The following is a 23458-nucleotide window of genomic DNA, read 5'->3' as shown; positions in this document are numbered from 1 at the left end:
CATGTACGTCGCGGACAGCCGCGCCGGGGCTCCCGGCGCGCCGGTGTCCGCGGACGGCGCCGTCCGGCCTTCCGCCGGGCGGCGCCGCGCCGCGGTCGCCCCCACGGTGCTGGCCCTCGGCACGGTCAGCCTGATCACCGACGTGTCCTCGGAGATGGTGACGGCGGTCCTCCCGCTGTACCTGGTGGCGGGCCTGGGCCTGTCCCCGCTCGGCTTCGGGCTCCTGGACGGCGTCTACAACGGCTTCTCGGCCCTGGTGCGGCTGGCCGGCGGTCATCTGGCCGACCGGGGCGGGGGCCGCCACAAGTGGGTGGCGGGCATCGGCTACGGCCTCTCGGCCCTGTGCAAGCCGCTGCTGCTGCTGGCGCACACGCTCACCCCCATCGGCCTGGTGCTGGCCGCCGACCGCACCGGCAAGGGGCTGCGCACCGCCCCGCGCGACGCGCTGATCTCGCTGTCCAGCACGCCCGAGACCCGCGGCCGCGCCTTCGGCGTGCACCGGGCGATGGACACGGCGGGCGCGCTGCTCGGTCCGCTGGCGGCGTTCCTGATCCTGCGGGCGACGGTGGACGGCTACGACGCCGTGTTCACCGTGAGCTTCTGTGTGGCGGTGACCGGGGTGCTGGTCCTGGTCCTGTTCGTACCGAACGGCGATCCGGCGCCCCCGACGGCTCCCCCGGCACCGCAGCCCGCCCCGGCCACCCCGGTCGCCCCCGCCGCTCCCGCCGCTCCCGCCGCTCCCGCCGCTCCCGCCGAGCGTCCCACCCTGCGAGCCGCCCTGGGCCTGCTGCGCCGGCGCGACCTGCGCCGGATCACGCTCTGCGCCCTGCTGCTGGGCCTGGCCACGGTCAGCGACTCCTTCGTCTACCTGCTGCTGCAACGCCGTCTGGGCGTCCCCGACCGCTGGTTCGCGCTGCTGCCGCTGGGCACTGCGGCGGCCTTCCTGCTGCTGGCGGTGCCGCTGGGCCGGCTGGCGGACCGGGTGGGCGGCCGCCGGGTGTTCCTGGCCGGACACGGCGCGCTGCTCCTGGCGTACGGCGTCCTGCTCTCCTCCTGGCACGGCACCGCGCTGCCGTACGCCGTCCTGCTGCTGCACGGCGGTTTCTACGCGGCCACCGACGGGGTGCTGATGGCGGCGGCCTCGGAGAGCGTGCCGCCGGCCCTGCGCTCCTCCGGTCTTGCCCTGGTCCAGACGGGCCAGGCACTCGCCCGTTTCACCTGTTCCCTGGGGTTCGGGGCGGCCTGGACACTGTGGGGCGACCGTACGGCGCTGCTGGCGTCGACGGTGGCGCTGGCGGTGTGCGCGGGCTGCTGCGCCCTGGCCCTGCGTCCCGCCCGGGAGGGCACCTCATGACCGTACGCAACCGCATCCTGGTGCTGCTCTCGGCCGTCGCCGTGCTGGCGGCGGTGGCGGCGGGCGCGGTCCTGCACGCCTCGGCCCGGGCGGAGCGCCGGGACCGGACCCAGGCGGGCGGCCCCGCGGTGACGCCCGGCCCGGTCACCCTGACCGCCCGCGGCCGCATGGTCTTCCGCAACATGGCCTGGGGCCCGCACCGCGACGAGCTCACCGCCGTCCCGGCGTCGGCCCCGGCCGGGGCGCGGACCGCCTCGGGCGTCAAGTGCCTGCGCTTCTACGCCGCCGCCGGCACCGGTGTGTGCCTCCAGGCGGTGCACGGCGCAGTCTCGGACACCTACCGCGCGCTGATCCTGGACGCCCGGCTGAAGGAGACCGCCCGCTACGACGTCCCCGGCATCCCCTCCCGCGCCCGGGTCTCCCCCAGCGGCCGCTTCGCCGCCTGGACGGCGTTCGTCGGCGGTGACTCGTACGCCGGTACGAACTTCTCCACCCGGGCGGCGATCGTGGACACCAGGACGGGGAGGCTGATCCCGTCGCTGGAGGAGTTCGGGATCGTGAAGGACGGCCGGCGCTACCGGGCGGCCGACGTGAACTTCTGGGGCGTGACCTTCGCGGCGGACGACCGCACGTTCTACGCGACGATGGCGACCAGGGGGAAGACCTACCTGGTCCGCGGCGACCTGGGGGCCCGCACCGTGACGACCGTGCGGACGAACGTGGAGTGCCCGTCGCTCTCCCCCGACGGCAGCCGGATCGCCTTCAAGAAGCGCGTCGCCGGCCTGCCCGCCGACGCCCCGTGGCGGCTGTACGTCCTCGACCTGCGCACCCTGCGCGAGACCCCGCTCGCCGAGTCCCGCAGCGTCGACGACCAGGCGGTCTGGCAGGACGCCCGCACGCTCGTCTACGCCCTGCCGGGCGACTACGGGGCGGACCTGTACACCGTCCCGGCCGACGGCACGGGCCGCCCTCACCGGATCAGCACGGCGGCGGTGTCCCCCGCCTACCTCGGCTGACCGGCCGGAGCCGTATCGGCTGGCCGGGCCACGTGACCCCTGCTACACCAGAGGGGAAGGAGGTACGCATGCCTCGTGGCCCAGTCAAGGGGTTGACCTCGCTCCTTGTGGCAATCGCAGTCCCACTCGCCGTGTGCGCGCTCCTGGCAACCGACCGGGCCACCCTGTCCCAGACGAACGTGGCCCTGATCATGATGTTCGTCGTCGCGGCCGTGGCCGCCCTCGGCCACCGGTGCGTCGCGGTCCTGACGGCCCTCTCCGCCTCCGCATGGTTCGTCTACTTCTTCACGACTCCGTACAAGAGCTTCATCCACTTCAACAACGCGGACGACGTCGTCACCGCCGGGCTGCTGCTCGTCGTCGGCCTCGCGGTCTCGCAACTGGCCCGCCGCTTCACCCGCGAGCACTCCATCGCCACCACGTTGCAGCGCAGCCTGCTGCCCCGTGAGCTGCCCAACACCAGCACCGTCCGGTCGGCGTTCCGGTACGTCCCCGCCGAGGCGGAGGTCGGCGGGGACTGGTTCGACGTGATCCCCCTCCCGGGATTCCGCACCGCCCTGGTGGTCGGAGACGTGGTCGGCCACGGCTTGAGCTCCGCGGTCACGATGGGGCGGCTGCGCACCGCGGTCCGCAATTTCTCCACCCTCGACCTGCCCCCCGACGAGCTGCTGGCCCGCCTCGACGACGTGGTCCTCCAGCTGGACGCGGAGGCGGGCGACGGCGAGGAGGGAATCGTCGCGGCCACGTGTCTGTATGCGATCTACGACCCGGTCTCCCGTCAGTGCACGATGGCCAGAGCCGGTCATTTCCCGCCCGCCATCGCCTATCCCGACGGCCGCGTGGAGCTGGTCGATCTGCCCGCAGGCCCCCTGCTCGGCGTAGGCGGCCTGCGTTTTGAGTGCGCCGACCGGAAGCTGCCGGAGGACACGCAGCTCGTGCTCTACACCGACGGGCTCATCCACGACCGTCACCGCGACATCGGGACCGGCCTGAAGCTGCTGAGCGACACGCTCTCCGGGGTGGGGCCGGAGCCGGAGAGGACGTGCGAGACGATCCTGGAGGCGGTACTGCCCGCCCGTGCGGTCGACGACGCCGCTCTCCTGGTCGCCAGGACCCGCGCGTTGCCCCGGGACCGTATCGCCGAATGGGAGATCCCGGCCGATCCGGCCGCGGTGTCCGCCCTGCGCGCCGAGGTGCTGGCGAAGCTGGCCGACTGGAACCTGGAGGAGACCGCGTTCGCCACCGAGCTGATCCTCAGCGAGCTGGTCACCAACGCCGTCCGCTACGGGGCACCCCCCATGCGCCTTCGCCTGCTGCGCGACACGAGCCTGGTCGTGGAGGTCAGCGACGGCAGCAGCACCACCCCGCATCTGCGCTACGCGACGGACACGGACGAGGGAGGCCGCGGGATCTTCATCGTCGCCCAGCTCGCCGACCGGTGGGGAACCCGCTTCACCCCCACCGGGAAGATCGTCTGGGCCGAGCAGTCGGTCCCGTCGGTTCCCGTCGGCCCCGTCCTGGCCCCGGTCGCGTGACCGGGGCCCCCGTTCCGGGGGCGGTGGGACGCGGCGGGGCCGGCGGTCCATGACCGCCGGCCCCGTTCGTCACGTCGGCGGAGAACCCGCTGCGACCGGCGCCCACAGCACCGGCAGGCTCTCCCGTCCTACAGCACCGGCAGGTTCTTCCGCAGCTCGAACGCGGTGACCTCGCTGCGGCACTCCTCCCACTCCGCCTTCTTGTTGCGCAGGAAGTGACGTCGGCCCGGACCGACCTCGCGCGATCGCCGTCGGCGCAGCGCTGACCTGCGATCGAACGGCCGTCATTGGTCGTTGTTGGTCACCGTGGGCCACCCTTCGACGGCCCGCAGACGGCCCCGCCTGAGCATCGACACCGCGCTCTCGCCCCCCGACCTCAAGACCGGCATCTGCGGCGAGCACGGCGGCGACCGGGAGTCGGTCCACTTCTTCCACGAGGTCGGCCTGGACTACGTCTCCTGCTCCCCGTTGCGCATCTCGGTCGCCCGCCTCGCAGGCCGGCCGCGGGGCCACCCAGTCGGAGGGCAGCGACTTCCGCTGACCTGTCCCGGGCGGCACCCTGTGCGGGGGTGCCGCCCCTTCGGGCATTTTCTGCGGAGACTGTCAAGCTAAGTCGCTGAGCAGGTGAAATGGCGTTTGTCCAGGTGAGGCTAGACCGCGTGATGCGCCGTGGCGAGCGCCGAGGGCGCGTACGGGGCGTGAACCTGCGGAACCGAACCCGCGTAACTCGCTTTGCAGGACGCCTACGCCGAAGCGGTGGCCGCGGTCGACGTGGTCAATCACCCCACCATCCGCGGAGGCGGACGTGCGCAACAACCCGGAGGCCGGTCCGTGGGGACCGGCCTCCGGGGGCCTGCACCGAATGAGGCTCAGGAGACGGTGACGTTCTGCGCGATCGCGGTCCCGGCTGGGCGCTTGATGGTGAAGGGCTTGCTTGTGAAGGCCTGGCTGTTCCCGTCGGGGTCTTCGCAGGTGACCGTGGCCGTCGCTTTAGTACCGGTCGACGGAATCTGCCTGAACCTCAGGGAGCCGAAGGTCACCGACTCGTTGTCGGTGTCTGTGGCCTTCGTCTTCGTCTCCGGATTGATGGTGGTGGTGACCGTCAGGTTAGTGGGGACCGAATCGTCGGCGAACCGACTGCAGCTCGCCGTCACCGCGAGGTTGACCCTGCTACTATTCTCGTCAGCCTGTGCCGAACCGGCTGTCGCGGGATTGACAGCCGCCAGTGCGGCCAGCGCCAGCACGGCGCCCCCGATGACCTTCGCTTTCCTGCTACAAGCCTGAACAGACATTGTGGCCTCCATAGGTTTGCGTTGGTCGGCCCTGTCGAGTGCGCCGACGGCGCTGCCACACCTCCGCTGACTCGCCGCGTGCATTTCGGGTTGGTTGGCGCATCCACCGATCACGCGGACGCGGACTTCGCTTCCGCGGCTTGGAACCCTTTTCGGCCTACACTTCGCCGGCCTGAGCGACTTCCCGGGCGGCCTGGCCGATTTGACGCACCGAAGGCACCGAAGTCCAACGTCGCACAGCGCTCTTCGGCACGCAAGCGCGATACTGCATTACGGAATGCAGCAATTACGGGTGGAATTCTCCGAAAATGCGAGCTCCTGGGAGTTCAAATCGGCGAAGAGAGCCTAGCTTTGGGTGACTTTCCATCCCCTTATGGTGTCGCCTATCGGTCGCGGAGGTCCTTCAGAACGGCAACGGCGAGCGCCTGGTCGACGGTGAGACGGTGCACCAGCGCACGGAAGACCTTGGCGAGCGACACGTCGACCACGTCCAGCTCGACAGCGGCATTGCCTGCCCACTGCTTCAACCGACGATGCAGCACCGGATCGAGGTCCACCGTCAGGCGCACGGGGCGTGTGCGCCTCTCACTCGAGCGCGGCTTTGCGCTCTCAGGCTCGGCTGAAGCCGCGCTCTCGCGGTCATCGGTCACACCGTCACCTCCACGCCGAGTACCGCACTCTTGGCACACGCCACCATGGCTACAGTGAGTGATTGTATGGATCCATAGGGCAGCAGCGTGCAGCCGGGCGCGTGGCCAACGAGTGAATGGACGAGACCGCGTCCGTCCACGTGCGAGGCCAGTGGGCACCGCGCGCTTCGGAGGTCAAGTGCCGTCGCGGGCGCACGGCGTCCCGTTCAGGCCCAGAACGGCTGGCTCGTGCCCCAACGGGCAGGAACGCTTGCCCATTTCGCGGGCGTGCCAGGGTACGCGATTGGGGGCAGACCTGGCGGAGGAGGCCGTAGGCGTTCCCGGGACATAAGTCCTCGGTGCGCAACCGCTGCGGCACCGGGTGTGAGAGGTTCGGAGACTGCGGTCTCGCATTGCCGACGGCTGCTCCTAGGGCATCTGAGGGCTCGGATCGTGCTGGAGCATGTGTCCGCATAGCATGGAGATGTAGGGCAGAAAAAGCCTGGGTTGGAAGGCGCTGACAGTGTCGCTACCTAACTCGGATCTGAGCGTTCGAGCCGTCTACTACCCATTTTCTCGTAGCTTGAGCGAGCAGACGCTCAAGCGCGCAATGCTCCTTTACGACGAAGTACTTTTCATCGACCCCAAGACTCCCAAAGCACGTGCCGGACTGTACTCGGTGGAGAACCATCAGCCATTCCTTACCGACGATGCAGCCTATCGCTTGAGCCAGGAGTGAACAGAGGTCGCCAACCGGTATGCGCTACTAGAGCGAGAAGGAGTGGTGCGATTCGTCGACCCAACTCCTCTTTTGGAAAATGCGTCGGCCGACGCTATTTTGTGACTGGTGACCTTCAAGCAGACATGGCCGATCAAAGTGTCATCGATCTGTTCGCCCTTGAAAATCAAGCCGTACCTTTGATCGACAGCGACCCCCATTTTCGCCTGCTATCGGCTCGGTTTACCCGAGCCGCCGAGGGGGCCAAGCTTGCAACAGCACCGCCAGGTCTAAAGCCTCCAACATTCACCGGATCTTCCGCACAAAAGCGACAGCTAGTCGAGCAGAGACTCGTAGACTCGATATTGCGCCTTGCAGACACTGTGCGAGTCGCGAGAGCAGCATGCGATGTCCGAACTGCGACTCGCCAGAGTCACCGAAGATAAAAATTCGCCACTTGAGCAACAATGCCAACTCCAACGGGAAGTCGAGGAACTGAGCGCGGAATTGAAGCGCGTGAAGTTGCGCGCCGAAGAACTGAAAATAGAGTGCTCCACCCTGGAGGCGAGACTGGCAAGCCTCGAAGGCCCGGGACGAGGCCACGAGTTCACTCCCGGACGAATAGCCATCGGCATCTTTGAAACAAGAAGTGGCTGGCCACGCAGACAACCGCTCTGACCACGCGAGAGTCGGTCGAGTCTGCGATTCGCGGTCACGCCATCCCCTCCTATCTGGGGTCGCGCCCTCTTGGTTCGTTCAAGCCCGAGCACATCCGCGACTGGCTCAGCAAGCTGGAGCAGGCCGTGCCGGCGTCCTCGTATCAGCGCGTGATCTACAACAACGTGTCGACGATCCTCAATGCGGCAGTCGATGACGGACACCTCGCCAAGAATCCCTGCCACGCGCAGTCCGTCCGCCTTCCGGCCGCCGGAACGACGCGCGTGGTGCCGTGGAGCGCTGAGCGCGGCTTTGCGGTACGCGCGGCACTCCCCCTGCGTTTCCGTGCGGCCGTCGACCTCGGGGGCGGGTGCGGACTCCGGCAGGGGGAAATCTTCGGGCTTGCTGCCGACGCGATCGGGTTCGACTCGGGATGGCTGCGCATCGCCTGTCAGGTGAAGGTGGCCAGGGGGCATCTCGTCTTCGCCCCACCGAAGCGGAACAAAGAGCGGGACGTTCCCTTGCCGGACCGCGTCGCTCAAGCCCTGAAGCAGCACATAGATGCGTTCCCGCCGGTCGACGTCACCTTGCCGTGGCTGCGGCCGGACGGTCCTCTCGTCACGAAGCGGCTTCTGTTCAGCCGTCTCAACGGCGGCGCGGTCCGGCGGACCGACTTCAACACGCACTCCTGGAAACCCGCTCTTGTCGCTGCTGGAGTCATTCCCCAGCCCAGGCCCGGCGAGCGTCACCAGGCAGCCCGCGAGCACGGCATGCACGCCCTCAGGCACTTCTACGCCTCGGTACTGCTCGACGCCGGCGAGAACGTCAAGGCTCTGAGCAGCTACCTCGGGCACAACGATCCGGGCTTCACGCTCCGCGTCTACACACACCTCATGCCGAGCAGTGACGCGCGGGCCCGGAAAGCCGTCGACGACCTCTACGACGGCACCGTTCCGAGGCCGGACGGCCCAGAGACGGCCCAGGGTCGGTGAGACGCGGCGGGGCCGACGGTCCATGACCGTCGGCCCCACACGTCGTGTCGGCGGGGAACCCGCTGTGACCTGCGTTTACAGCACCGGCAGGTTCTTCCGCAGCTCGAACGCGGTGACCTCGCTGCGGTACTCCTCCCACTCCTGGCGCTTGTTGCGCAGGAAGAAGTCGAAGACGTGCTCGCCGAGGGTCTCCGCGAGGAGGTCGCTGCGTTCCATCAGGCTCAGGGCCTCGCCGAGGTTCTGCGGGAGGGGCTCGATGCCCATCGCACGCCGCTCGGCGTCGGACAGCGCCCAGACGTCGTCCTCGGCGCCGGGCGGCAGCTCGTAGCCCTCCTCGATGCCCTTGAGGCCGGCCGCCAGGAGCACGGCGTAGGCCAGGTAGGGGTTGGTGCCGGAGTCGAGGGAGCGGACCTCGACGCGGGCGGAACCGGTCTTGCCGGGCTTGTACATCGGGACGCGGACCAGGGCCGAGCGGTTGTTGTGGCCCCAGCAGATGTACGAGGGGGCCTCGCCGCCGGCGCCCGCGGTGCGCTCCGAGCCGCCCCAGATGCGCTTGTAGGAGTTGACCCACTGGTTGGTGACGGCGGAGATCTCCGCGGCGTGCCGCAGCAGGCCCGCGATGAAGGAGCGGCCGACCTTGGAGAGCTGGTACTCGGCGCCGGACTCGTAGAACGCGTTGCGGTCGCCCTCGAAGAGGGAGAGGTGGGTGTGCATGCCGCTGCCCGGGTACTCCGAGAACGGCTTCGGCATGAAGGTGGCCTGCACGCCCTGCTCCAGCGCGACCTGCTTCATGATCAGCCGGAAGGTCATGATGTTGTCGGCCGTGGAGAGCGCGTCGGCGTAGCGCAGGTCGATCTCCTGCTGGCCGGGGGCGCCCTCGTGGTGGCTGAACTCGACCGAGATGCCCATCGACTCCAGCATGGTGATGGCCTGGCGGCGGAAGTCCTGGCCGACGTTCTGCGGGGTGTGGTCGAAGTAGCCGGAGTTGTCGGCCGGGGTCGGGCGGGAGCCGTCGAGGGGCTTGTTCTTCAGCAGGAAGAACTCGATCTCGGGGTGGGTGTAGAAGGTGAAGCCCAGGTCGGAGGCGCGGGCCAGGGCGCGCTTGAGGACGTAGCGCGGGTCGGCGAAGGACGGGGAGCCGTCCGGCATCAGGATGTCGCAGAACATCCTGGCGGTGCCCGGGGCCTCGGCGCGCCACGGCAGGACCTGGAAGGTGGACGGGTCCGGCTTGGCGATCATGTCGGACTCGTAGACCCGGGCGAAACCCTCGATCGCCGAGCCGTCGAAGCCGATGCCCTCGTCGAAGGCCTGCTCGAGCTCGGCAGGGGCCACGGCCACGGACTTGAGGAAACCCAGTACGTCCGTGAACCACAGCCGTACGAACCGGATGTCGCGCTCCTCCAAGGTCCGGAGCACGAACTCCTGCTGCTTGTCCATCTTCCGCTTCCCCATCCTTGCTGGTCAGGCCGCCTGTCCCCCGCATCGCGGGAAGCGGTCGGGCACCTGAGCATCCCACCACAACACCATTTCATGCGCGTTGCAGACCTTGATCGTCCCGTCGTCATCGGGCTGAACGCCTCACGTACAGCAGATGTACTGCTCTGAAGCCCATCTTGCCTGCTCGGGGCGACATCCGTAATGGCCGCCCCCGGTCGTCTCGAATCCGGCCCTTAAATTTGCATCTCAAATGCAAGTTTTACTACGGTGTGCCACAGAGCCGAGCGATCGATCATCGATTCCGAGGAGTACCCGATGCTGTCCGAACAGTCCGCCGCCACCGTCCGCGCCACGCTGCCCGCCGTGGGCGCGTCCCTCGGCGAGATCACCGACCGCTTCTACACCGGGCTGTTCGCCGCCCACCCCGAGCTGCTGCGCGACCTGTTCAACCGCGGCAACCAGGCCGCGGGCACCCAGCGCCAGGCGCTGGCCGGGTCCATCGCCGCCTTCGCGACGCACCTCCTGGAGCACCCCGACCGGCGGCCGGACGCCATGTTGGGCCGCATCGCCCACAAGCACGCCTCGCTGGGCGTCAAACCCGAGCAGTACGCGGTCGTCCACGAGCACCTCTTCGCCGCCATCGCCGACGTGCTCGGCGAGGCGGTCACTCCCGAGGTCGCGGCCGCCTGGACCGAGGTCTACTGGCTGATGGCGAACGCGCTGATCGCGATCGAGCGACGGCTGTACGAGGAGAGCGGAACCGCCGAGTGGCGGAAGTGGCAGGTCGTGGAGCGCGTCGCGGAGACGGAGGACGTCGTCACCTTCCGGCTGCGCCCGCTCGACGGGGGCCCGGTGCGCGACTTCCGGGCCGGCCAGTACGTCTCCGTCCGTGTCGGACTCCCCGACGGCGCCCGTCAGATACGCCAGTACAGCCTCTCGGGCGCGCCCGGCTCCGACGCTCTGCGCCAGATCAGCGTCAAGCGGGTCCCGGGCGACGCCACGACGCCGCAGGGCGAGGTCTCGAACCAGCTGCACGCGCACGTGCGGGAGGGCGACACCCTGGAGCTCTCCGAGCCGTACGGCGACCTGGTGCTCGACGGCGCCGCGGACACGCCCCTGCTGCTCGCCTCGGCCGGCATCGGCGTGACCCCGATCGTCGCGATGCTGGGACGGCTGGCGGAGACGGGCCACAGCGCCCCGGTCACGGTCGTCCACGGGGACCGCTCCCCGGCACACCACGCGCTGCGCGCCGAGCACGAGGCGTACGCGGCGAAGCTCCCGCAGGCGCCCGTCCACTTCTGGTACGAGAGCCAGGCGCCGGAGGGGACCGCCCGTACCGGCCTGGTCGACCTCACGGACGTGACCGTCCCGGCGGGCACGCACGCGTACCTGTGCGGGCCGCTGCCGTTCATGCGGGCGGTGCGCAGCCAGCTGATCGAGAAGGGCGTGGCCGCGGCGGACATCCACTACGAGGTGTTCGGGCCGGACCTGTGGCTCGCGGGGGCCTGAGCGGCGGGACCGGGGCGGGCCTGCCTCCGGAGCGGGACCGGGGCGGGCCTGCCTCCGGAGGCAGGCCCGCCCTGCCGGCCCATCCCGTCGGTCCGCCCTGCCGGTCCATCCCGTCGGTCCGCCCTGCCGGTCCATCCCGTCGGTCCATCCCGTCGCGCAGTGCCGCGTCCGGCCCTGCGGGCCTGTCGAACAGAGATAGTGACTCGCCATCAGGTTTTGTCGTTGACCGGCGGGCCCGGGCTGCGCAAGGTGGGTGGATCAACGGCTGGCCCGCTCATCGGCTCACGGCTCCAGGGGGACCGCACACATGAGGAAGATCCTCTACACCGCGCACATCTACATGATCGTCGGAGTGCTCAGCGGCCTGTACTACCGCGAGCTCACCAAGGCCGAGGACTTCACCGGCAACACCCAGCTCGGCGTCGTGCACACGCATGTGCTGGCCCTCGGCATGCTGTTCTTCCTCATCGTGCTGGCCCTGGAGAAGCAGTTCGAGCTGACCTCGCACCGGCTGTTCGGGTGGTTCTTCTGGATCTACAACGCCGGTCTCGTGGTGACGGTCGCCATGATGACCCTGCACGGCACCCTGACGGTGCTGGGGCATGCGAGCAACGAGGGGATCGCCGTCGTAGCCGGGATCGGCCACATCCTGCTCACCGCCGGTCTGGTGCTCCTGTTCATCACCCTGGGCAAGCGCCTGCCCGCCTCGTCCGCGGCCGCCAGGGCCGGCGGCGACGCCGACGGCACCCCGCTCCCGGTCGCGGTGGGCCCCGAGGGCTCCTGACCGCCCCGGTCAGCCCGGCCTGGAGATCTCCAGCAGCAGCGGCCCGGTCGGCCCGGCGATGATGTCCTGCATGGTGAGCGGGTCCAGGGTGGCGTAAAAGGCCTCCTGGGCCCGGCGCAGGGCCCCGCGCAGCCGGCAGGCGGTGTTGAGGGGGCAGGGCGTGGCGCCCTCGCACTCGACGACGTCGCCCTCGCCCTCGAAGCTGCGCACGACGGCGCCCACCGACACCGTGCGGCCCTTCTCGGTGAGCGAGAGTCCGCCGCCGCGGCCGCGGCGGGCGTCGAGCAGCCCCATGTGCTGGAGCTCGGCCACGATCTTCGCGGTGTGGGTGTAGGGGACGCCCATGTCCTCGGCGACCTCGCGGGTCGTGGGCGTGGGCCCGCCGGCGACGGCCAGGCGCATCAGAACGCGCAGAGCCAGGTCGGTGGAGCGCAGCAGCCGCATGCACCCAGGGTAGATAATGCGCATCCAGGCTTCAAATTATCTGGCCGGATCGTATCGTTCCGGCCTTTCCCCCGCCCTCACTACGAGAGCGGGCATCTCTCCCCTTACGATCGGCGCACCCGAACGGTCTCACCGTCCCGCCCCCCTTTCCCCAGAAGGACAGATCTCATGGCTTCCGCCAAGAAGAGCAGCGGCGCGGCGCGCCAGGCCCGTATAGCGGAGATGCGGCGCGCCGAACAGGCCCGCGAGCGGCGCAACCGGATCCTCGTGATCGCGGCTTCCGTGGTGGTCGTCGCGGGGCTGGTGGCCGGCGGTGTCTTCGTCGTGCGGTCGCAGTCCGACGACACCGCGGCGGCCGGCGCGAAGACCTCGGGGCACTTCACCACCGGCAAGGACGGCGTGAAGACATGGCAGGGCAAGCTGGGCCGCACCCATGTCGCCAAGACCGTCACGTACCCGGTGGAGCCGCCGGTCGGCGGGGACCACAACCAGGTGTGGATGAACTGCAACGGCGACGTCTACGACAAGGCGCTGAACAACATGAACGCCGTGCACTCGCTGGAGCACGGCGCGGTGTGGGTGACGTACAACAGCAAGGCCGCCAAGGCCGATGTGGACGCGCTCGCGGCGAAGGTGAAGAAGACGCCGTACACGCTGATGAGCCCGGACGACAAGCAGAAGGACCCGATCATGCTGACGGCATGGGCGCACCAGCGCACGGTCAAGAGCGCGAGCGACCCGGACGTCGACGCCTTCTTCGCGAAGTTCGTCCAGGGCGAGCAGACCCCCGAGCCCGGCGCCGCCTGCACGGGCGGGCTGTCGCAGTGAGGCACGTCGGACTGATCACGGGGGCCGCCGCGGCGGCCCTCGTCGCGGCCGGCGCGATCACCTACGCGGTCGCCGAGGACCACGGCCCCACCGCCGCCACGCCCTTGGCCGCCTCCGCGGACGCCGGGTTCGCGCGGGACATGGCGGTCCACCACCAGCAGGCCGTCGAGATGTCGTACATCGTGCGCGACCGCACCGAGGACCCGGAAGTCCGGCGCCTCGCCTACGACATCGCGCAGACGCAGGCCAACCAGCGCGGCATGCTGCTGGGCTGGCTCGACCTGTGGGGGCTGCCGAAGGTCTCCGCCGACGCCCCGATGACCTGGATGGGCATGGGCGACATGGCCTCCGGCAAGGACGGCTCGCTGATGCCGGGCATGGCGACGAACACCGAGATGAAGAAGCTCGGCACGCTCGACGGCAAGCAGGCGGAGATCTTCTACCTCCAGCTGATGACGGACCATCACAAGGGCGGCATCCACATGGCCGAGGGCTGTGTCTCGGCGTGCACGGTCGGGGTGGAGAAGCGGCTCGCGCAGGGCATGGTCGACGCGCAGCAGTCCGAGATCGCCCTGATGGCGGACATGCTCAAGGCGCGGGGCGCACAGGCGCGTTCATAACCGCGTCCACAACACGCACGGGGCGTGGTCCGTGGTCGGGCCGACGGATCTACGCCCCAAATCCTCTCGGACAGAGCGTCCTTGGGATCTTCTTGGCCTTTTCATTCCCCTGGCATGAACGGTTCATCGAAAGAGTGGGCCCATCGTGTGATCCATTCGCGGGCCGAACGCCGCGGGCTCCGCGCGGATCGCATGACGGCCAACCACTACATGCATGCGAACCGCAATGCAGGGGGTTCTATGAGATCCAACCGCGCCAAGATGCGCGCCGGAGCGAGCCTGGCGGCGACACTGCCGATGCTCGCGGGCGCGCTGGCGTTCGGCATACCCGCGGCACACGCCGTGGACAACCCGGGCCGCGACACGCTCGCGGGCACCAAGCCCGTCTGGGCCACGGCCAAGGCCGACAAGGGCGCGACCGCGGACACCGCGCAGGTCTCCGCCCGGGTCTACCTGGCCGGCCGGAACGCGGCCGGCCTCGCGGCCTACGCGAAGGCGGTGTCCGACCCGGCCTCCGCCGCCTACGGCAGGTACCTGAGCGCCGGTGAGGCCCAGGCCCGCTTCGGCGCGACCGAGGCCCAGGTGAAGGCGGTCAAGGCCTGGCTGGCCTCGGCCGGACTGAAGGTCACGGGCACCACGGCGCACTACGTCTCCGTCAGCGGTGACGTGGCCGCCGCCGAGAAGGCGTTCGGCACCCAGCTGCACAACTACACCAAGGGCTCGAAGACTTATCGCGCGCCGTCGAAGACGGCCTCCGCGCCGGAGAGCCTCGAGGGCGCCGTCCTGACCGTCACCGGCCTGGACAACGCCCCGCACCGGGCCAGTGCCAAGGAACAACTGCCGCCGCCGGACAGCGTCTTCAAGAACTCCGGGCCGTTCTCCTCGTACTACGGCTCGAACACCGCGAGCACGCTGCCGAGCGCGTACGGCAAGAAGATCCCGTACGCCGTGGAGGGTTACACCGGCAAGCAGCTGCGCGCCGCGTACGGCGCGGGCGACTACACCGGCAAGGGCGTGCGCGTCGCCATCACCGACGCCTACGCCTCGCCGACCATCGCCTTCGACGCGGCCACCTACGCCAAGCAGCACGGCGACGCCGCGTGGAAGACCGGGCAGCTGCGCCAGGTGCTGCCCAAGAACTACACGAAGACCGAGGAGTGCGGGGCGGCCGGCTGGTACGGCGAGGAGACCCTCGACGTCGAGGCCGTGCACGCGGTCGCGCCGGACGCCCAGATCACCTACGTGGGCGGGGCGTCCTGCTACGACGACGACCTGCTCGACTCGCTCAGCAAGGTCGTGGACAACCACCTGGCCGACATCGTCTCCAACTCCTGGGGCGACATCGAGGCCAACCAGACGCCCGACCTCGCGGCCGCCTACGACCAGGTCTTCCAGTTCGGCGCGGTCGAGGGCATCGGCTTCTACTTCTCCTCCGGCGACAACGGCGACGAGGTCGCCAACACCGGTACGAAGCAGGTCGACACCCCGGCCAACTCGGCGTGGGTGACCGCGGTCGGCGGTACCTCGCTGGCGGTCGGCAAGGGCGACAAGTACCTGTGGGAGACCGGCTGGGGCACCCAGAAGGCCGTGCTGTCCCCGGACGGCAAGAGCTGGACGGACTTCCCCGGCGCGTTCACCTCGGGCGCGGGCGGTGGCACCAGCGCGACGGTGGCGCAGCCCTTCTACCAGAAGGGTGTCGTCCCGGACTCGCTCGCCAAGGCGAACAACGCCGCCGGCAACCGCGTCGTCCCGGACATCTCCGCGATCGCCGACCCGAACACCGGCTTCAAGGTGGGCCAGACGCAGACCCAGGCGGACGGCACCGAGGCGTACAGCGAGTACCGCATCGGCGGCACCTCGCTCGCCGCGCCGGTCATCGCGGCCGTGCAGGCGCTGGCGCAGCAGGCCGGCGGCGGCAAGGCGCTCGGCTTCGCCAACCCGTCGATCTACGCCAAGTACGGCACGAAGGCCTACCACGACGTCACGGACAACCCGACCGGCTCCGGCCTGGCCGTGGCCCGCGTCGACTTCGTGAACGGCTACGACGCCACCGGCGGCCAGGTCGTCTCGGTCCGCAGCCTCGGCAAGGACAGCTCGCTGTCGGCCGTGAAGGGCTACGACGACGTGACCGGCGTGGGCACGCCGGCGAACGGCTACGTCCGCTCGTTCGGCCGCCGCTGAGGCACCGGCAGCATGCGTGAAGGGACACGGGAACTGAGCTGTTCCGTGTCCCTTCCGCACGGCGGGGGCGGGCCACGCCCCGCCCCCGCCCCCCATCGTGTCGCTCTGACGATTACACTGGGCGCGTGCCTCCTCTGAACTTCAGGTCGCTCTACCAGCACGGCTTCGCACGCGTCGCCGCCTGCACGGGCCACACCGCCATCGCGGACCCGCACGCCAACGCCGAGGCGGTCCTGCGCCAGGCGCGCAGTTGCGCCGAGGACGGTGTCGCCGTCGCCGTCTTCCCGGAGATGGTGCTGTGCGGCTACTCGATCGAGGACCTGCTGCTCCAGGACGCGCTGCTCGACCGGGTCGAGGAGGCGCTGCGGACGGTGGTGGCGGGGTCGGCCGACCTGCTGCCGGTCCTGGTCGTGGGCGCCCCGCTGCGCCACCGCAACCGGGTCTACAACTGCGCGGTGACCGTGCACCGCGGCCGGGTCCTGGGTGTCGTGCCCAAGTCGTACCCGCCGAACTACCGGGAGTTCTACGAGCAGCGCCAGATCGCCGCGGGCGACGACGAGCGCGGCGGCACCATCCGGGTCGGCGGCGAGCCGGTGCCGTTCGGCGTGGACCTGCTGTTCGCCGCCGACGACGTCCCGGGGCTGGTGCTGCACACGGAGATCTGCGAGGACATGTGGGTGCCGGTGCCGCCGAGCGCCGAGGCGGCCCTGGCGGGCGCCACCGTCCTCGCCAACCTCTCCGGCAGCCCGATCACCGTCGGCCGGGCCGAGGACCGCAAGCTGATGTGCCGCTCGGCGTCCTCGCGCTGCATCGCCGCGTACGTGTACGCGGCGGCCGGTCTCGGCGAGTCGACCACCGACCTGTCCTGGGACGGCCAGACCATGATCTACGAGAACGGGGCGCTGCTGGCCGAGTCCGGCCGCTTCCCGCTCGGGGACCAGGCCGCGGTGGCCGACGTCGACCTCGACCTGCTGCGCCAGGAGCGCAGCCGCACGGGCACCTTCGACGACAACCGGCGCACCCACGGCGCCCGCACCGCCGGTTTCCGCACGGTGCCGTTCCGGCTGGACCCGCCGGCCGCCGACCTGGGCCTGCGGCGGCGCGTCGAGCGCTTCCCGTTCGTGCCCGCCGACCCCGACCGGCTGGCCCTGGACTGCTACGAGGCGTACAACATCCAGGTCGCGGGGCTCCAGCAGCGGCTCGCGGCGATCGGTGACCCGAAGGTGGTCATCGGGGTGTCCGGCGGTCTCGACTCCACGCACGCGCTGATCGTCGCCGCCCGCGCGATGGACCGGGCGGGCCGTCCGCGCAGCGACATCCTGGCCTGGACCCTGCCCGGCTTCGCCACCAGCGACCACACGAAGGGCAACGCGCACGACCTGATGCGCTCCCTCGGCGTCACCGCGGCCGAACTGGACATCACGCCGACCGCCCGGCTGATGCTGGAGGAGATGGACCACCCCTTCGCCGCCGGCGAGCCGGTGTACGACGTCACCTTCGAGAACGTGCAGGCCGGACTGCGCACCGACTACCTGTTCCGGCTCGCCAACCAGCGCGGCGGCATCGTGCTGGGCACCGGCGACCTGTCGGAACTGGCGCTCGGCTGGTCCACGTACGGCGTGGGCGACCAGATGAGCCACTACAACGTCAACTCGGGTGTGCCGAAGACGCTGATCCAGCATCTGATCCGCTGGGTCATCGGCAGCCGGCAGTTCGACGAGGACACCGACCGCACCCTCGTCGCGATCCTCGACACCGAGATCAGCCCGGAGCTCGTGCCGGGCGAGGAGATGCAGTCCACCGAGTCGAAGATCGGCCCGTACGCGCTGCACGACTTCACCCTCTTCCACGTGCTGCGCTACGGCTTCCGGCCGTCGAAGATCGCCTTCCTGGCCTGGCACGCCTGGCACGACCCGGACACCGGCGCCTGGCCGCCGGGCTTCCCCGAGGCCGAGCGGGTGGCGTACGACCTGCCGGAGATCCGGCGCTGGCTGGAGGTGTTCTGCCGCCGCTTCTTCGGGTTCGCGCAGTTCAAGCGCTCGGCCATGCCGAACGGGCCGAAGGTCTCGGCCGGCGGATCGCTCTCGCCGCGCGGCGACTGGCGCGCGCCCTCCGACAGCACGGCCCGGTCCTGGCTGCTCGACCTGGCCCGCTTCGACCCCGCCGAGCCCGGTCACTGACCGGTCACCGACCGGTCGCCGACCGCCACGGAAACCGGCCCGGCCCCGCGAACGGGGGCGGGGCCGGGGCCGGTTCCGGTGGTGCGGGGCGCCGGGCGCCGCCCGCTCAGTGGTGCAGGGCGCCGGGGCGGTCGAGCAGGTGGGTGGCGACGACGCGCTCCCGCCCGGCCGCCGGGGCCGCGCGCCGGACGTCCACCAGGTGGGCGACGGCCGCCACCGCGAGGCCGAGCAGCGCAAGACCCGCGCCCGCGAGGGCCGGTGACGTCACGCCGAAGCCGGCGGCCAGGGCCAGGCCGCCGATCCACGCGCCGCCCGCGTTGGCCAGGTTGAACGCGGCCTGGTTGGCGGAGGAGGCCAGGGACGGCGCCGCCGACGCCTTCTCCATGACCATCAGCTGGAGCGGCGAACCGGTGACGAACGCGGCGACGCCGAGCAGGACGACCGCGAGTCCCGCGCTCCACTCGGTGCGCATCAGCAGCGGGAAGACCGCCAGGACGACGGCCAGCGAGGCCAGACCGCCGAAGAGGGTGCGGCGCATGGCGTGGTCCGCGAGACGTCCGCCGAGCAGGTTGCCCACGGTGGCGCCCACGCCGAACAGGGCCAGCAGCAGCGTCACGCTGGAATCGGCGTACCCGGCGGCGCCGGTGAGCATCGGGGTGATGTAGCTGTACGCGGCGAACAGCGCGCCGAAGCCCGCGACCGTGGTGCCGAGCGCCAGCCACACCGGCAGCGACCGCAGCTCGGCCAGTTCGCCGCGCAGCCCGCTCGCGGGGGTGTGGGTGCGGTCGTGCGGGATCAGCAGCGCCAGCGCGACGATCGCCGCGAGGCCGATCGCGCTGACGCCGAGGAAGGTGGCCCGCCAGCCCAGGTGCTGGCCCATGAGGGTGGCGACCGGGACGCCCGCGACGTTGGCGACGGTCAGCCCGAGGAACATCAGGGAGACCGAGCGGGCCTTGCGCTCCGGGGCGACCAGGCCCGTCGCGACGACCGCGCCGACGCCGAAGAAGGCGCCGTGCGGAAGGCCGCTGAGGAAGCGGGCGGCCAGCAGCCAGTCGTAGTCGGGGGCGAGGGCGGAGAGGGCGTTGCCGGCCACGAACAGGGCCATCAGGGCGATGAGGACCCGGCGGCGGGACAGCCGCGCGGTGGCCGCGGCCAGCAGGGGGGCGCCGACGACGACACCGAGGGCGTAGGCGGAGACGAGATGTCCGGCGCCTGGTATGGAGATGCGCAGGTCGTCCGCGACGTCGGGGAGCAGCCCCATCATCACGAACTCGGTCGTACCGATGCCGAAGGCGCCGACGGCGAGGGCGAGCAGGGCCAGGGGCATGAGGGGCCTTTCCGAGCGAAGTTGCGTCCATCTTATGTTCAATGACGGAACAAAGTCTCGCGCGTCCGGTATTCCTCAGGGTGAAGACGAGGTTACGAAGGATCGCGGCGGCCCCCGGGAACCGCTCGCGGCGGCCCAGAGGACCGCTCACGGCGGCCGTGACAGCTCTTCAGGGGCCGCTCGGAGGGGCCCTTTCAGGAGCCGCTCGTGGCGAGGTCCACCCGCGCGGCCACCGGCAGATGGTCGCTGCCGGTGGCCGGCAGCGTCCACGAGCTCACCGGGTCGACGCCCTGCACCATGATCTGGTCGATCCGCGCCATCGGGAACGACGCCGGCCAGCTGAACCCGAAGCCGCTGCCCGCCGCGCCCTGGGTGGAGCGCATCTGGGAGGTGACGGCGTTCAGGGCGCGGTCGTTCATGGTGCCGTTCAGGTCACCGAGCAGGATCTTCCGGTCGAGCCCCTCGTCGGCGATGGCCTCGCCGAGCGCGTCGGCGCTCGTGTCGCGCTGGCGGGCGGTGAACCCGGCGTTCATCTTCACCCGCACCGACGGCAGATGGGCGACGTAGACGGCGACGTCACCGGCCGGGGTCGCCACGGTCGCCCGCATCGCCCGGACCCAGCCCAGCTTGATGTCGACGGCCGCGACGGACGAGAGCGGGTACTTGCTCCACAGCCCGACCGTGCCCTGCACCGAGTGGTACGTGTACGTCGGGGCCAGCGCCTTCTCGTAGGTCCCGACCTCGGACGCCTTCAGCTCCTCCAGGGCCAGGACGTCCGCGCCGGACGCGGCGACGGCGCGAGCGGTGCCCGAGGGGTCGGCGTTGTCGGCGTTGACGTTGTGGGTGGCCACCACGAGGTCCCCGCCGGCGCCCGCCTTGTCCGTGAGCAGTCCCCCGAACAGGTTCAGCCACACGATCGCCGGCAGCAGCACCGCGATCAGCGCGGTCGCCGACCTGCGCACCAGCGCCAGGACCAGCAGCACCGGCACGAGCAGGCCGCACCAGGGCAGGAAGGTCTCCGTGAGGGAGCCGAGGTTGCCGACGGTGTTCGGGATGCGCGAGTGCAGCAGCATCACCAGGGCCAGCAGCAGCGCGATCACCGCGAGGACGATGCCCCGCCGCCAGATCCGCGGGTCCCCGCGCCAGCCGCCGAGCAGACGCCCCGTCAGGCGGCGGAACCGGGAGTCCGGACGCTCATCGTCCGAGACACCGTCGTCCGTCTCCGTCACATACGCCTGCTGCGCCATACCGTCGCCTCACTACCCGCCAGCACACCGTCGTCCCCTACGTCCCTATGACCCTAGGGGATGATCGGCTCCGATCCCCGCCGCCCCATGACGGCCGTACGGGCACGAGGACGTCCGTGGCGGCGCCGGGAGTTCCGCTTGCGGACCGGGGCGAGCGGTCTGTGACGAAACGCGCACATTCGGGCGGTGGGCGGGCAGGGCTCGGAGCTCCGGACGGAAGTGGCGCCGGCCGGGCCCGCCTCCGTCCGGAACTCTCAGGAGACGGACGCCCTCAGGAGACGGACGCCCTCAGGAGACGGACGCCCTCAGGAGACGGACGCTCTCAGGAGACGGACGAGCCGGCCGGGCGCAGTCCCTCGAGCAGGGTGTCGACCACCCGCTCCGCGAGGTCCTCGGGAAGGTCGCTGTCCGGCCGCATGACGGTCCGGACGAGGAGCGGGCCCACGAAGATGTCGTTGACCAGATCGAGGTCGACGTCGGCGCGCAGTTCGCCGTTGCGCTGGCCGCGGCGCAGGATCTCCACGCCGAGCCGGCGCCGGGGCGCTATCACCGTGCTGTCGTAGACGGCCCAGATCTTCGGGCTGCTCTTCATCTGCACGTGGACGTTGTGCAGGATCGCCGAGGAGCGGTTGGCCAGACCGCGCCGGCGCAGCGACTCCAGCAGGACGATCAGGTCGTCGCGCATGGAGGTGCCGGGGAGTTCGGGGTCGGGGGGCTCGGCGGCGCGCAGCACGTCGACGAACAGCTCCTCCTTGCCGCTCCAGCGACGGTAGATGGTGGCCTTGCCGACCCCGGCCGTACGGGCGATGCGCTCGATGGAGAGCTCCGCCAGGGGCACGCCGTCCTCCAGGAGTTTCATCGCTCCTTCGAGAATGGCGCGCTCCACGGCCTCGCTGCGGGGGCGTCCCCTCACGGGTGCTCCCGAAGCGTTGGTGTCGGCGAGGCTCACTGTCGTCCGTCCCTTCGTTGCGCTGGGGTGAATTCTCGGTGATTCCCCCGGCCCCCGGGTCTGCTCCCCGTCCCGACGCCTTTCTACTCCGCGGCCACCACCAGCTCCGGCTCCGGCTCGCCCTGCTGACCGGCCTTGGGCCGGCCCGGCAGGAACACCGCGACCACGACGGCGCCGACGAGGGCGATGACGGAGCCGCACAGCGCGGTGACGTGCATCGCGTGCAGGAACGCGTCGTCGGCGGGCTCGACCAGGGCCTGGCCCCGGGCGCCCAGCTTGGCGGCGATGCCCAGCGTGGCCTCGATGGACTCGCCCGCGGTGTCGCGCAGCCCGGCCGGCAGCGCGCCGAGGCTGTCCTCGACGCCGCTGCGGTAGGACGCCGACAGGACCGAACCGAGGACGGCGATGCCGAGCGCGCCGCCGACCTGCCGGAAGGTGTTGCTCAGCGCGGAGGCGGAGCCGGCCTTCTCACGGGGCAGCGCCTGCATGATCACGACGCTGGTCGGCGTCATGATGTGCGCCATGCCGGTGCCCATGAGGAAGAAGACGACCTCCAGCAGCCAGATCGGGGTGTCCTTCTCGAACGAGGCGAACGCGGCGAGCGTCGCGGCGATCAGGAGCATGCCGCCGGTGGTCGTGGCCTTGACGCCGAAGCGGTCGACGACCAGCCGGGCCCGCGGCGCGAAGATCATCTGGGCGGCGGCGAGCGGCAGCATCAGCAGGCCGGTCTGGAGCGGCGAGTAGCCGCGCACGCTCTGGGTGTAGAAGACGGAGAAGAAGGTCACGCCCATCAGGGCGAAGAAGACCAGCGCGATGACCGCGATCGCGGCCGAGAAGACCTTGTTCTGGAAGTACGTGATGTCGATGGACGGGTGGTCGCTGCGCTTCTCGACCACCACGAAGAGGGCGAGGACGGCGAGACCGGCGGCGATGGTCGCCAGCACGGTGGCATCGGTGAAGTCGGCGAGCTGGCCGCCCTTGATGATGCCGTAGACGAGCAGGACCAGGCCGACGACGGACAGGACCACGCCGGCGGGGTCGATGCGGCCGGGGCTGGGGTCGCGGGAGTCCGGCACCAGCCACAGCATCAGGGCGATCGCGAGCACCACGATGGGCACGTTGACGAGGAAGACGGAGCCCCACCAGAAGTGGTCGAGCAGCAGACCGCCGGTGATCGGGCCGATGGCGATGGCGAGGCCGACGCCGCCGGCCCAGATGCCGATGGCCTTCGGCTGCTCGTCGCGCTCGAAGACGTTCATGAGGACGGCGAGGGTCGCGGGCATCACGAAGGCGGCGCCCAGACCCATCACCGCACGGAAGACGATCAGCTCGGTCGGCGAGCCGGACTCGGCGGCGAGCGCCGAGCCGATGCCGAAGACGGCGAGCCCGCCGAGCAGGACCAGCTTGCGGCCTAGCCGGTCGCCGAGCAGACCCGCGGTGAAGAGCAGACCCGCGAAGACGAGCGTGTAGGCGTTGATCGCCCACTCCAGCTCGCTCTGCGTCGCGCCCAGACCGGTCGGGGCGGGGGTCGAGATCGTCTTGATGGCGACGTTCAGGATGGAGTTGTCGAGGACGACGATCAGCAGGCTGAGCATCAGCACGCCGAGGATCGCCCAGCGGCGCCGGTGCACCTCTTCCGGTATCCGGGAGGCAGGGACGGCAGGAGTAGTCATGGGGACGAGCCTAGGTTCTTTCCGATACGAGACCGTCTCGTATCGGAAATCCTTTACCGAGATCTTACGCGCGGGGAACGTCACGC

The 23458-nt window shown here is 70.4% G+C and carries 19 protein-coding genes and 3 pseudogenes; 13 read left to right on the top strand and 9 right to left on the bottom strand.

The window, feature by feature from the left end:
- The first annotated feature begins 1 nt into the window (after position 1).
- From ACZ7OY_RS04325 to ACZ7OY_RS04315, 3 genes are all read left to right on the top strand, one after another.
- Positions 2-1354: an MFS transporter gene (locus ACZ7OY_RS04325; RefSeq protein ID WP_471909954.1), complete on the top strand. Its 1353-nt coding sequence runs from the start codon at positions 2-4 to the stop codon at positions 1352-1354.
- Entirely contained in the window at positions 1351-2370 is a 1020-nt protein-coding gene (locus tag ACZ7OY_RS04320; RefSeq protein WP_471909953.1) for a TolB family protein, read from the top strand. Before ACZ7OY_RS04325 ends, ACZ7OY_RS04320 begins: the two co-directional genes overlap by 4 nt.
- A 107-nt stretch (positions 2371-2477) precedes the next feature.
- Positions 2478-3905: an ATP-binding SpoIIE family protein phosphatase gene (locus tag ACZ7OY_RS04315; RefSeq protein WP_471909952.1), complete on the top strand. Its 1428-nt coding sequence runs from the start codon at positions 2478-2480 to the stop codon at positions 3903-3905.
- Between the two features lie 128 nt (positions 3906-4033).
- Here ACZ7OY_RS04315 and ACZ7OY_RS04310 read toward each other — a convergent pair.
- Positions 4034-4120, bottom strand: a pseudogene (locus tag ACZ7OY_RS04310) (glutamine synthetase); the annotation flags it as partial.
- A gap of 154 nt (positions 4121-4274) precedes the next feature.
- Here ACZ7OY_RS04310 and ACZ7OY_RS04305 point away from each other — a divergent pair.
- Positions 4275-4446 (top strand): annotated as a pseudogene (locus tag ACZ7OY_RS04305) (putative PEP-binding protein); the annotation flags it as partial.
- Between the two features lie 328 nt (positions 4447-4774).
- On the opposite strand, the gene ACZ7OY_RS04300 reads toward ACZ7OY_RS04305, so the two are convergent.
- Together ACZ7OY_RS04300 and ACZ7OY_RS04295 are read right to left on the bottom strand one after the other, a co-directional pair.
- Positions 4775-5197: a hypothetical protein gene (locus tag ACZ7OY_RS04300; protein WP_471909951.1), complete on the bottom strand. Its 423-nt coding sequence runs from the start codon at positions 5195-5197 to the stop codon at positions 4775-4777.
- 383 nt (positions 5198-5580) lie between these two features.
- Complete coding sequence (locus ACZ7OY_RS04295; protein ID WP_471909950.1) at positions 5581-5847, bottom strand: hypothetical protein; 267 nt, start codon at positions 5845-5847, stop codon at positions 5581-5583.
- Positions 5848-6409: 562 nt separating this feature from the next.
- Here ACZ7OY_RS04295 and ACZ7OY_RS04290 point away from each other — a divergent pair.
- From ACZ7OY_RS04290 to ACZ7OY_RS04280, 3 genes and pseudogenes are all read left to right on the top strand, one after another.
- Positions 6410-6565, top strand: a complete 156-nt coding sequence (locus tag ACZ7OY_RS04290; RefSeq protein WP_471909949.1) for a hypothetical protein — start codon at positions 6410-6412, stop codon at positions 6563-6565.
- 387 nt (positions 6566-6952) lie between these two features.
- On the top strand, positions 6953-7222 hold the full coding sequence (locus ACZ7OY_RS04285) for a hypothetical protein (RefSeq protein WP_471909948.1): 270 nt from the start codon (positions 6953-6955) through the stop codon (positions 7220-7222).
- Positions 7189-8193 (top strand): annotated as a pseudogene (locus ACZ7OY_RS04280) (tyrosine-type recombinase/integrase); the annotation flags it as partial. The gene ACZ7OY_RS04285 and the pseudogene ACZ7OY_RS04280, both read left to right, overlap by 34 nt.
- A 75-nt stretch (positions 8194-8268) precedes the next feature.
- Here the strand turns inward: ACZ7OY_RS04280 and glnA are convergent.
- Positions 8269-9630: a type I glutamate--ammonia ligase gene (gene glnA, locus ACZ7OY_RS04275; protein WP_351603412.1), complete on the bottom strand. Its 1362-nt coding sequence runs from the start codon at positions 9628-9630 to the stop codon at positions 8269-8271.
- A gap of 315 nt (positions 9631-9945) precedes the next feature.
- Between glnA and ACZ7OY_RS04270 the strand changes: the two genes are divergently transcribed.
- Together ACZ7OY_RS04270 and ACZ7OY_RS04265 are read left to right on the top strand one after the other, a co-directional pair.
- Complete coding sequence (locus tag ACZ7OY_RS04270; RefSeq protein ID WP_471909947.1) at positions 9946-11139, top strand: globin domain-containing protein; 1194 nt, start codon at positions 9946-9948, stop codon at positions 11137-11139.
- A 307-nt stretch (positions 11140-11446) separates the two neighbouring features.
- Positions 11447-11923: a DUF2871 domain-containing protein gene (locus tag ACZ7OY_RS04265; protein ID WP_471909946.1), complete on the top strand. Its 477-nt coding sequence runs from the start codon at positions 11447-11449 to the stop codon at positions 11921-11923.
- Positions 11924-11932: 9 nt separating this feature from the next.
- Here ACZ7OY_RS04265 and ACZ7OY_RS04260 read toward each other — a convergent pair whose 3' ends face one another.
- Complete coding sequence (locus tag ACZ7OY_RS04260; RefSeq protein WP_471909945.1) at positions 11933-12367, bottom strand: RrF2 family transcriptional regulator; 435 nt, start codon at positions 12365-12367, stop codon at positions 11933-11935.
- A gap of 168 nt (positions 12368-12535) precedes the next feature.
- Here ACZ7OY_RS04260 and ACZ7OY_RS04255 point away from each other — a divergent pair, with 168 nt between their 5' ends.
- The 4 genes from ACZ7OY_RS04255 to ACZ7OY_RS04240 all read left to right on the top strand — a co-directional run bounded on the left by ACZ7OY_RS04255 (position 12536) and on the right by ACZ7OY_RS04240 (position 18176).
- Positions 12536-13195, top strand: coding sequence for a DUF3105 domain-containing protein (locus ACZ7OY_RS04255; protein WP_384732371.1), 660 nt, complete (start codon positions 12536-12538; stop codon positions 13193-13195).
- The gene (locus ACZ7OY_RS04250) at positions 13192-13815 is read left to right on the top strand and encodes a DUF305 domain-containing protein (protein ID WP_471909944.1); all 624 of its coding nucleotides are present in this window, start codon (positions 13192-13194) and stop codon (positions 13813-13815) included. The genes ACZ7OY_RS04255 and ACZ7OY_RS04250 overlap by 4 nt, the downstream gene beginning before the upstream one ends.
- Positions 13816-14055: 240 nt before the next feature.
- Complete coding sequence (locus ACZ7OY_RS04245) at positions 14056-15996, top strand: S53 family peptidase (protein ID WP_471909943.1); 1941 nt, start codon at positions 14056-14058, stop codon at positions 15994-15996.
- 134 nt (positions 15997-16130) lie between these two features.
- On the top strand, positions 16131-18176 hold the full coding sequence (locus tag ACZ7OY_RS04240; protein WP_471910372.1) for an NAD(+) synthase: 2046 nt from the start codon (positions 16131-16133) through the stop codon (positions 18174-18176).
- Positions 18177-18282: 106 nt separating this feature from the next.
- Here ACZ7OY_RS04240 and ACZ7OY_RS04235 read toward each other — a convergent pair whose 3' ends face one another.
- The 4 genes from ACZ7OY_RS04235 to ACZ7OY_RS04220 all read right to left on the bottom strand — a co-directional run bounded on the left by ACZ7OY_RS04235 (position 18283) and on the right by ACZ7OY_RS04220 (position 23372).
- Positions 18283-19503: an MFS transporter gene (locus tag ACZ7OY_RS04235; RefSeq protein ID WP_471909942.1), complete on the bottom strand. Its 1221-nt coding sequence runs from the start codon at positions 19501-19503 to the stop codon at positions 18283-18285.
- Between the two features lie 194 nt (positions 19504-19697).
- Complete coding sequence (locus ACZ7OY_RS04230) at positions 19698-20750, bottom strand: endonuclease/exonuclease/phosphatase family protein (protein WP_471909941.1); 1053 nt, start codon at positions 20748-20750, stop codon at positions 19698-19700.
- A gap of 322 nt (positions 20751-21072) precedes the next feature.
- Positions 21073-21699, bottom strand: a complete 627-nt coding sequence (locus ACZ7OY_RS04225) for a TetR/AcrR family transcriptional regulator (RefSeq protein WP_471909940.1) — start codon at positions 21697-21699, stop codon at positions 21073-21075.
- Between the two features lie 83 nt (positions 21700-21782).
- Positions 21783-23372, bottom strand: a complete 1590-nt coding sequence (locus ACZ7OY_RS04220; protein WP_471909939.1) for an MFS transporter — start codon at positions 23370-23372, stop codon at positions 21783-21785.
- Positions 23373-23458 lie beyond the last annotated feature (86 nt).

The organism is Streptomyces sp. NPDC107559 (assembly GCF_055657365.1).
The sequence above is the reverse complement of the archived record's forward strand: the minus strand, read 5'-3'. Positions and strand labels throughout refer to the sequence as shown.

Coding starts and splice junctions, on each gene's coding strand:
- ACZ7OY_RS04270 (WP_471909947.1), top strand. CDS start 9,946: ATGCTGTCCGAACAGTCCGCCGCCACCGTCCGCGCCACGCTGCCCGCC.
- ACZ7OY_RS04320 (WP_471909953.1), top strand. CDS start 1,351: ATGACCGTACGCAACCGCATCCTGGTGCTGCTCTCGGCCGTCGCCGTG.
- ACZ7OY_RS04235 (WP_471909942.1), bottom strand. CDS start 19,503: ATGCCCCTGGCCCTGCTCGCCCTCGCCGTCGGCGCCTTCGGCATCGGT.
- ACZ7OY_RS04230 (WP_471909941.1), bottom strand. CDS start 20,750: ATGGCGCAGCAGGCGTATGTGACGGAGACGGACGACGGTGTCTCGGAC.
- glnA (WP_351603412.1), bottom strand. CDS start 9,630: ATGGACAAGCAGCAGGAGTTCGTGCTCCGGACCTTGGAGGAGCGCGAC.
- ACZ7OY_RS04255 (WP_384732371.1), top strand. CDS start 12,536: ATGGCTTCCGCCAAGAAGAGCAGCGGCGCGGCGCGCCAGGCCCGTATA.
- ACZ7OY_RS04220 (WP_471909939.1), bottom strand. CDS start 23,372: ATGACTACTCCTGCCGTCCCTGCCTCCCGGATACCGGAAGAGGTGCAC.
- ACZ7OY_RS04285 (WP_471909948.1), top strand. CDS start 6,953: ATGTCCGAACTGCGACTCGCCAGAGTCACCGAAGATAAAAATTCGCCA.
- ACZ7OY_RS04325 (WP_471909954.1), top strand. CDS start 2: ATGTACGTCGCGGACAGCCGCGCCGGGGCTCCCGGCGCGCCGGTGTCC.
- ACZ7OY_RS04245 (WP_471909943.1), top strand. CDS start 14,056: ATGAGATCCAACCGCGCCAAGATGCGCGCCGGAGCGAGCCTGGCGGCG.
- ACZ7OY_RS04265 (WP_471909946.1), top strand. CDS start 11,447: ATGAGGAAGATCCTCTACACCGCGCACATCTACATGATCGTCGGAGTG.
- ACZ7OY_RS04300 (WP_471909951.1), bottom strand. CDS start 5,197: ATGTCTGTTCAGGCTTGTAGCAGGAAAGCGAAGGTCATCGGGGGCGCC.
- ACZ7OY_RS04260 (WP_471909945.1), bottom strand. CDS start 12,367: ATGCGGCTGCTGCGCTCCACCGACCTGGCTCTGCGCGTTCTGATGCGC.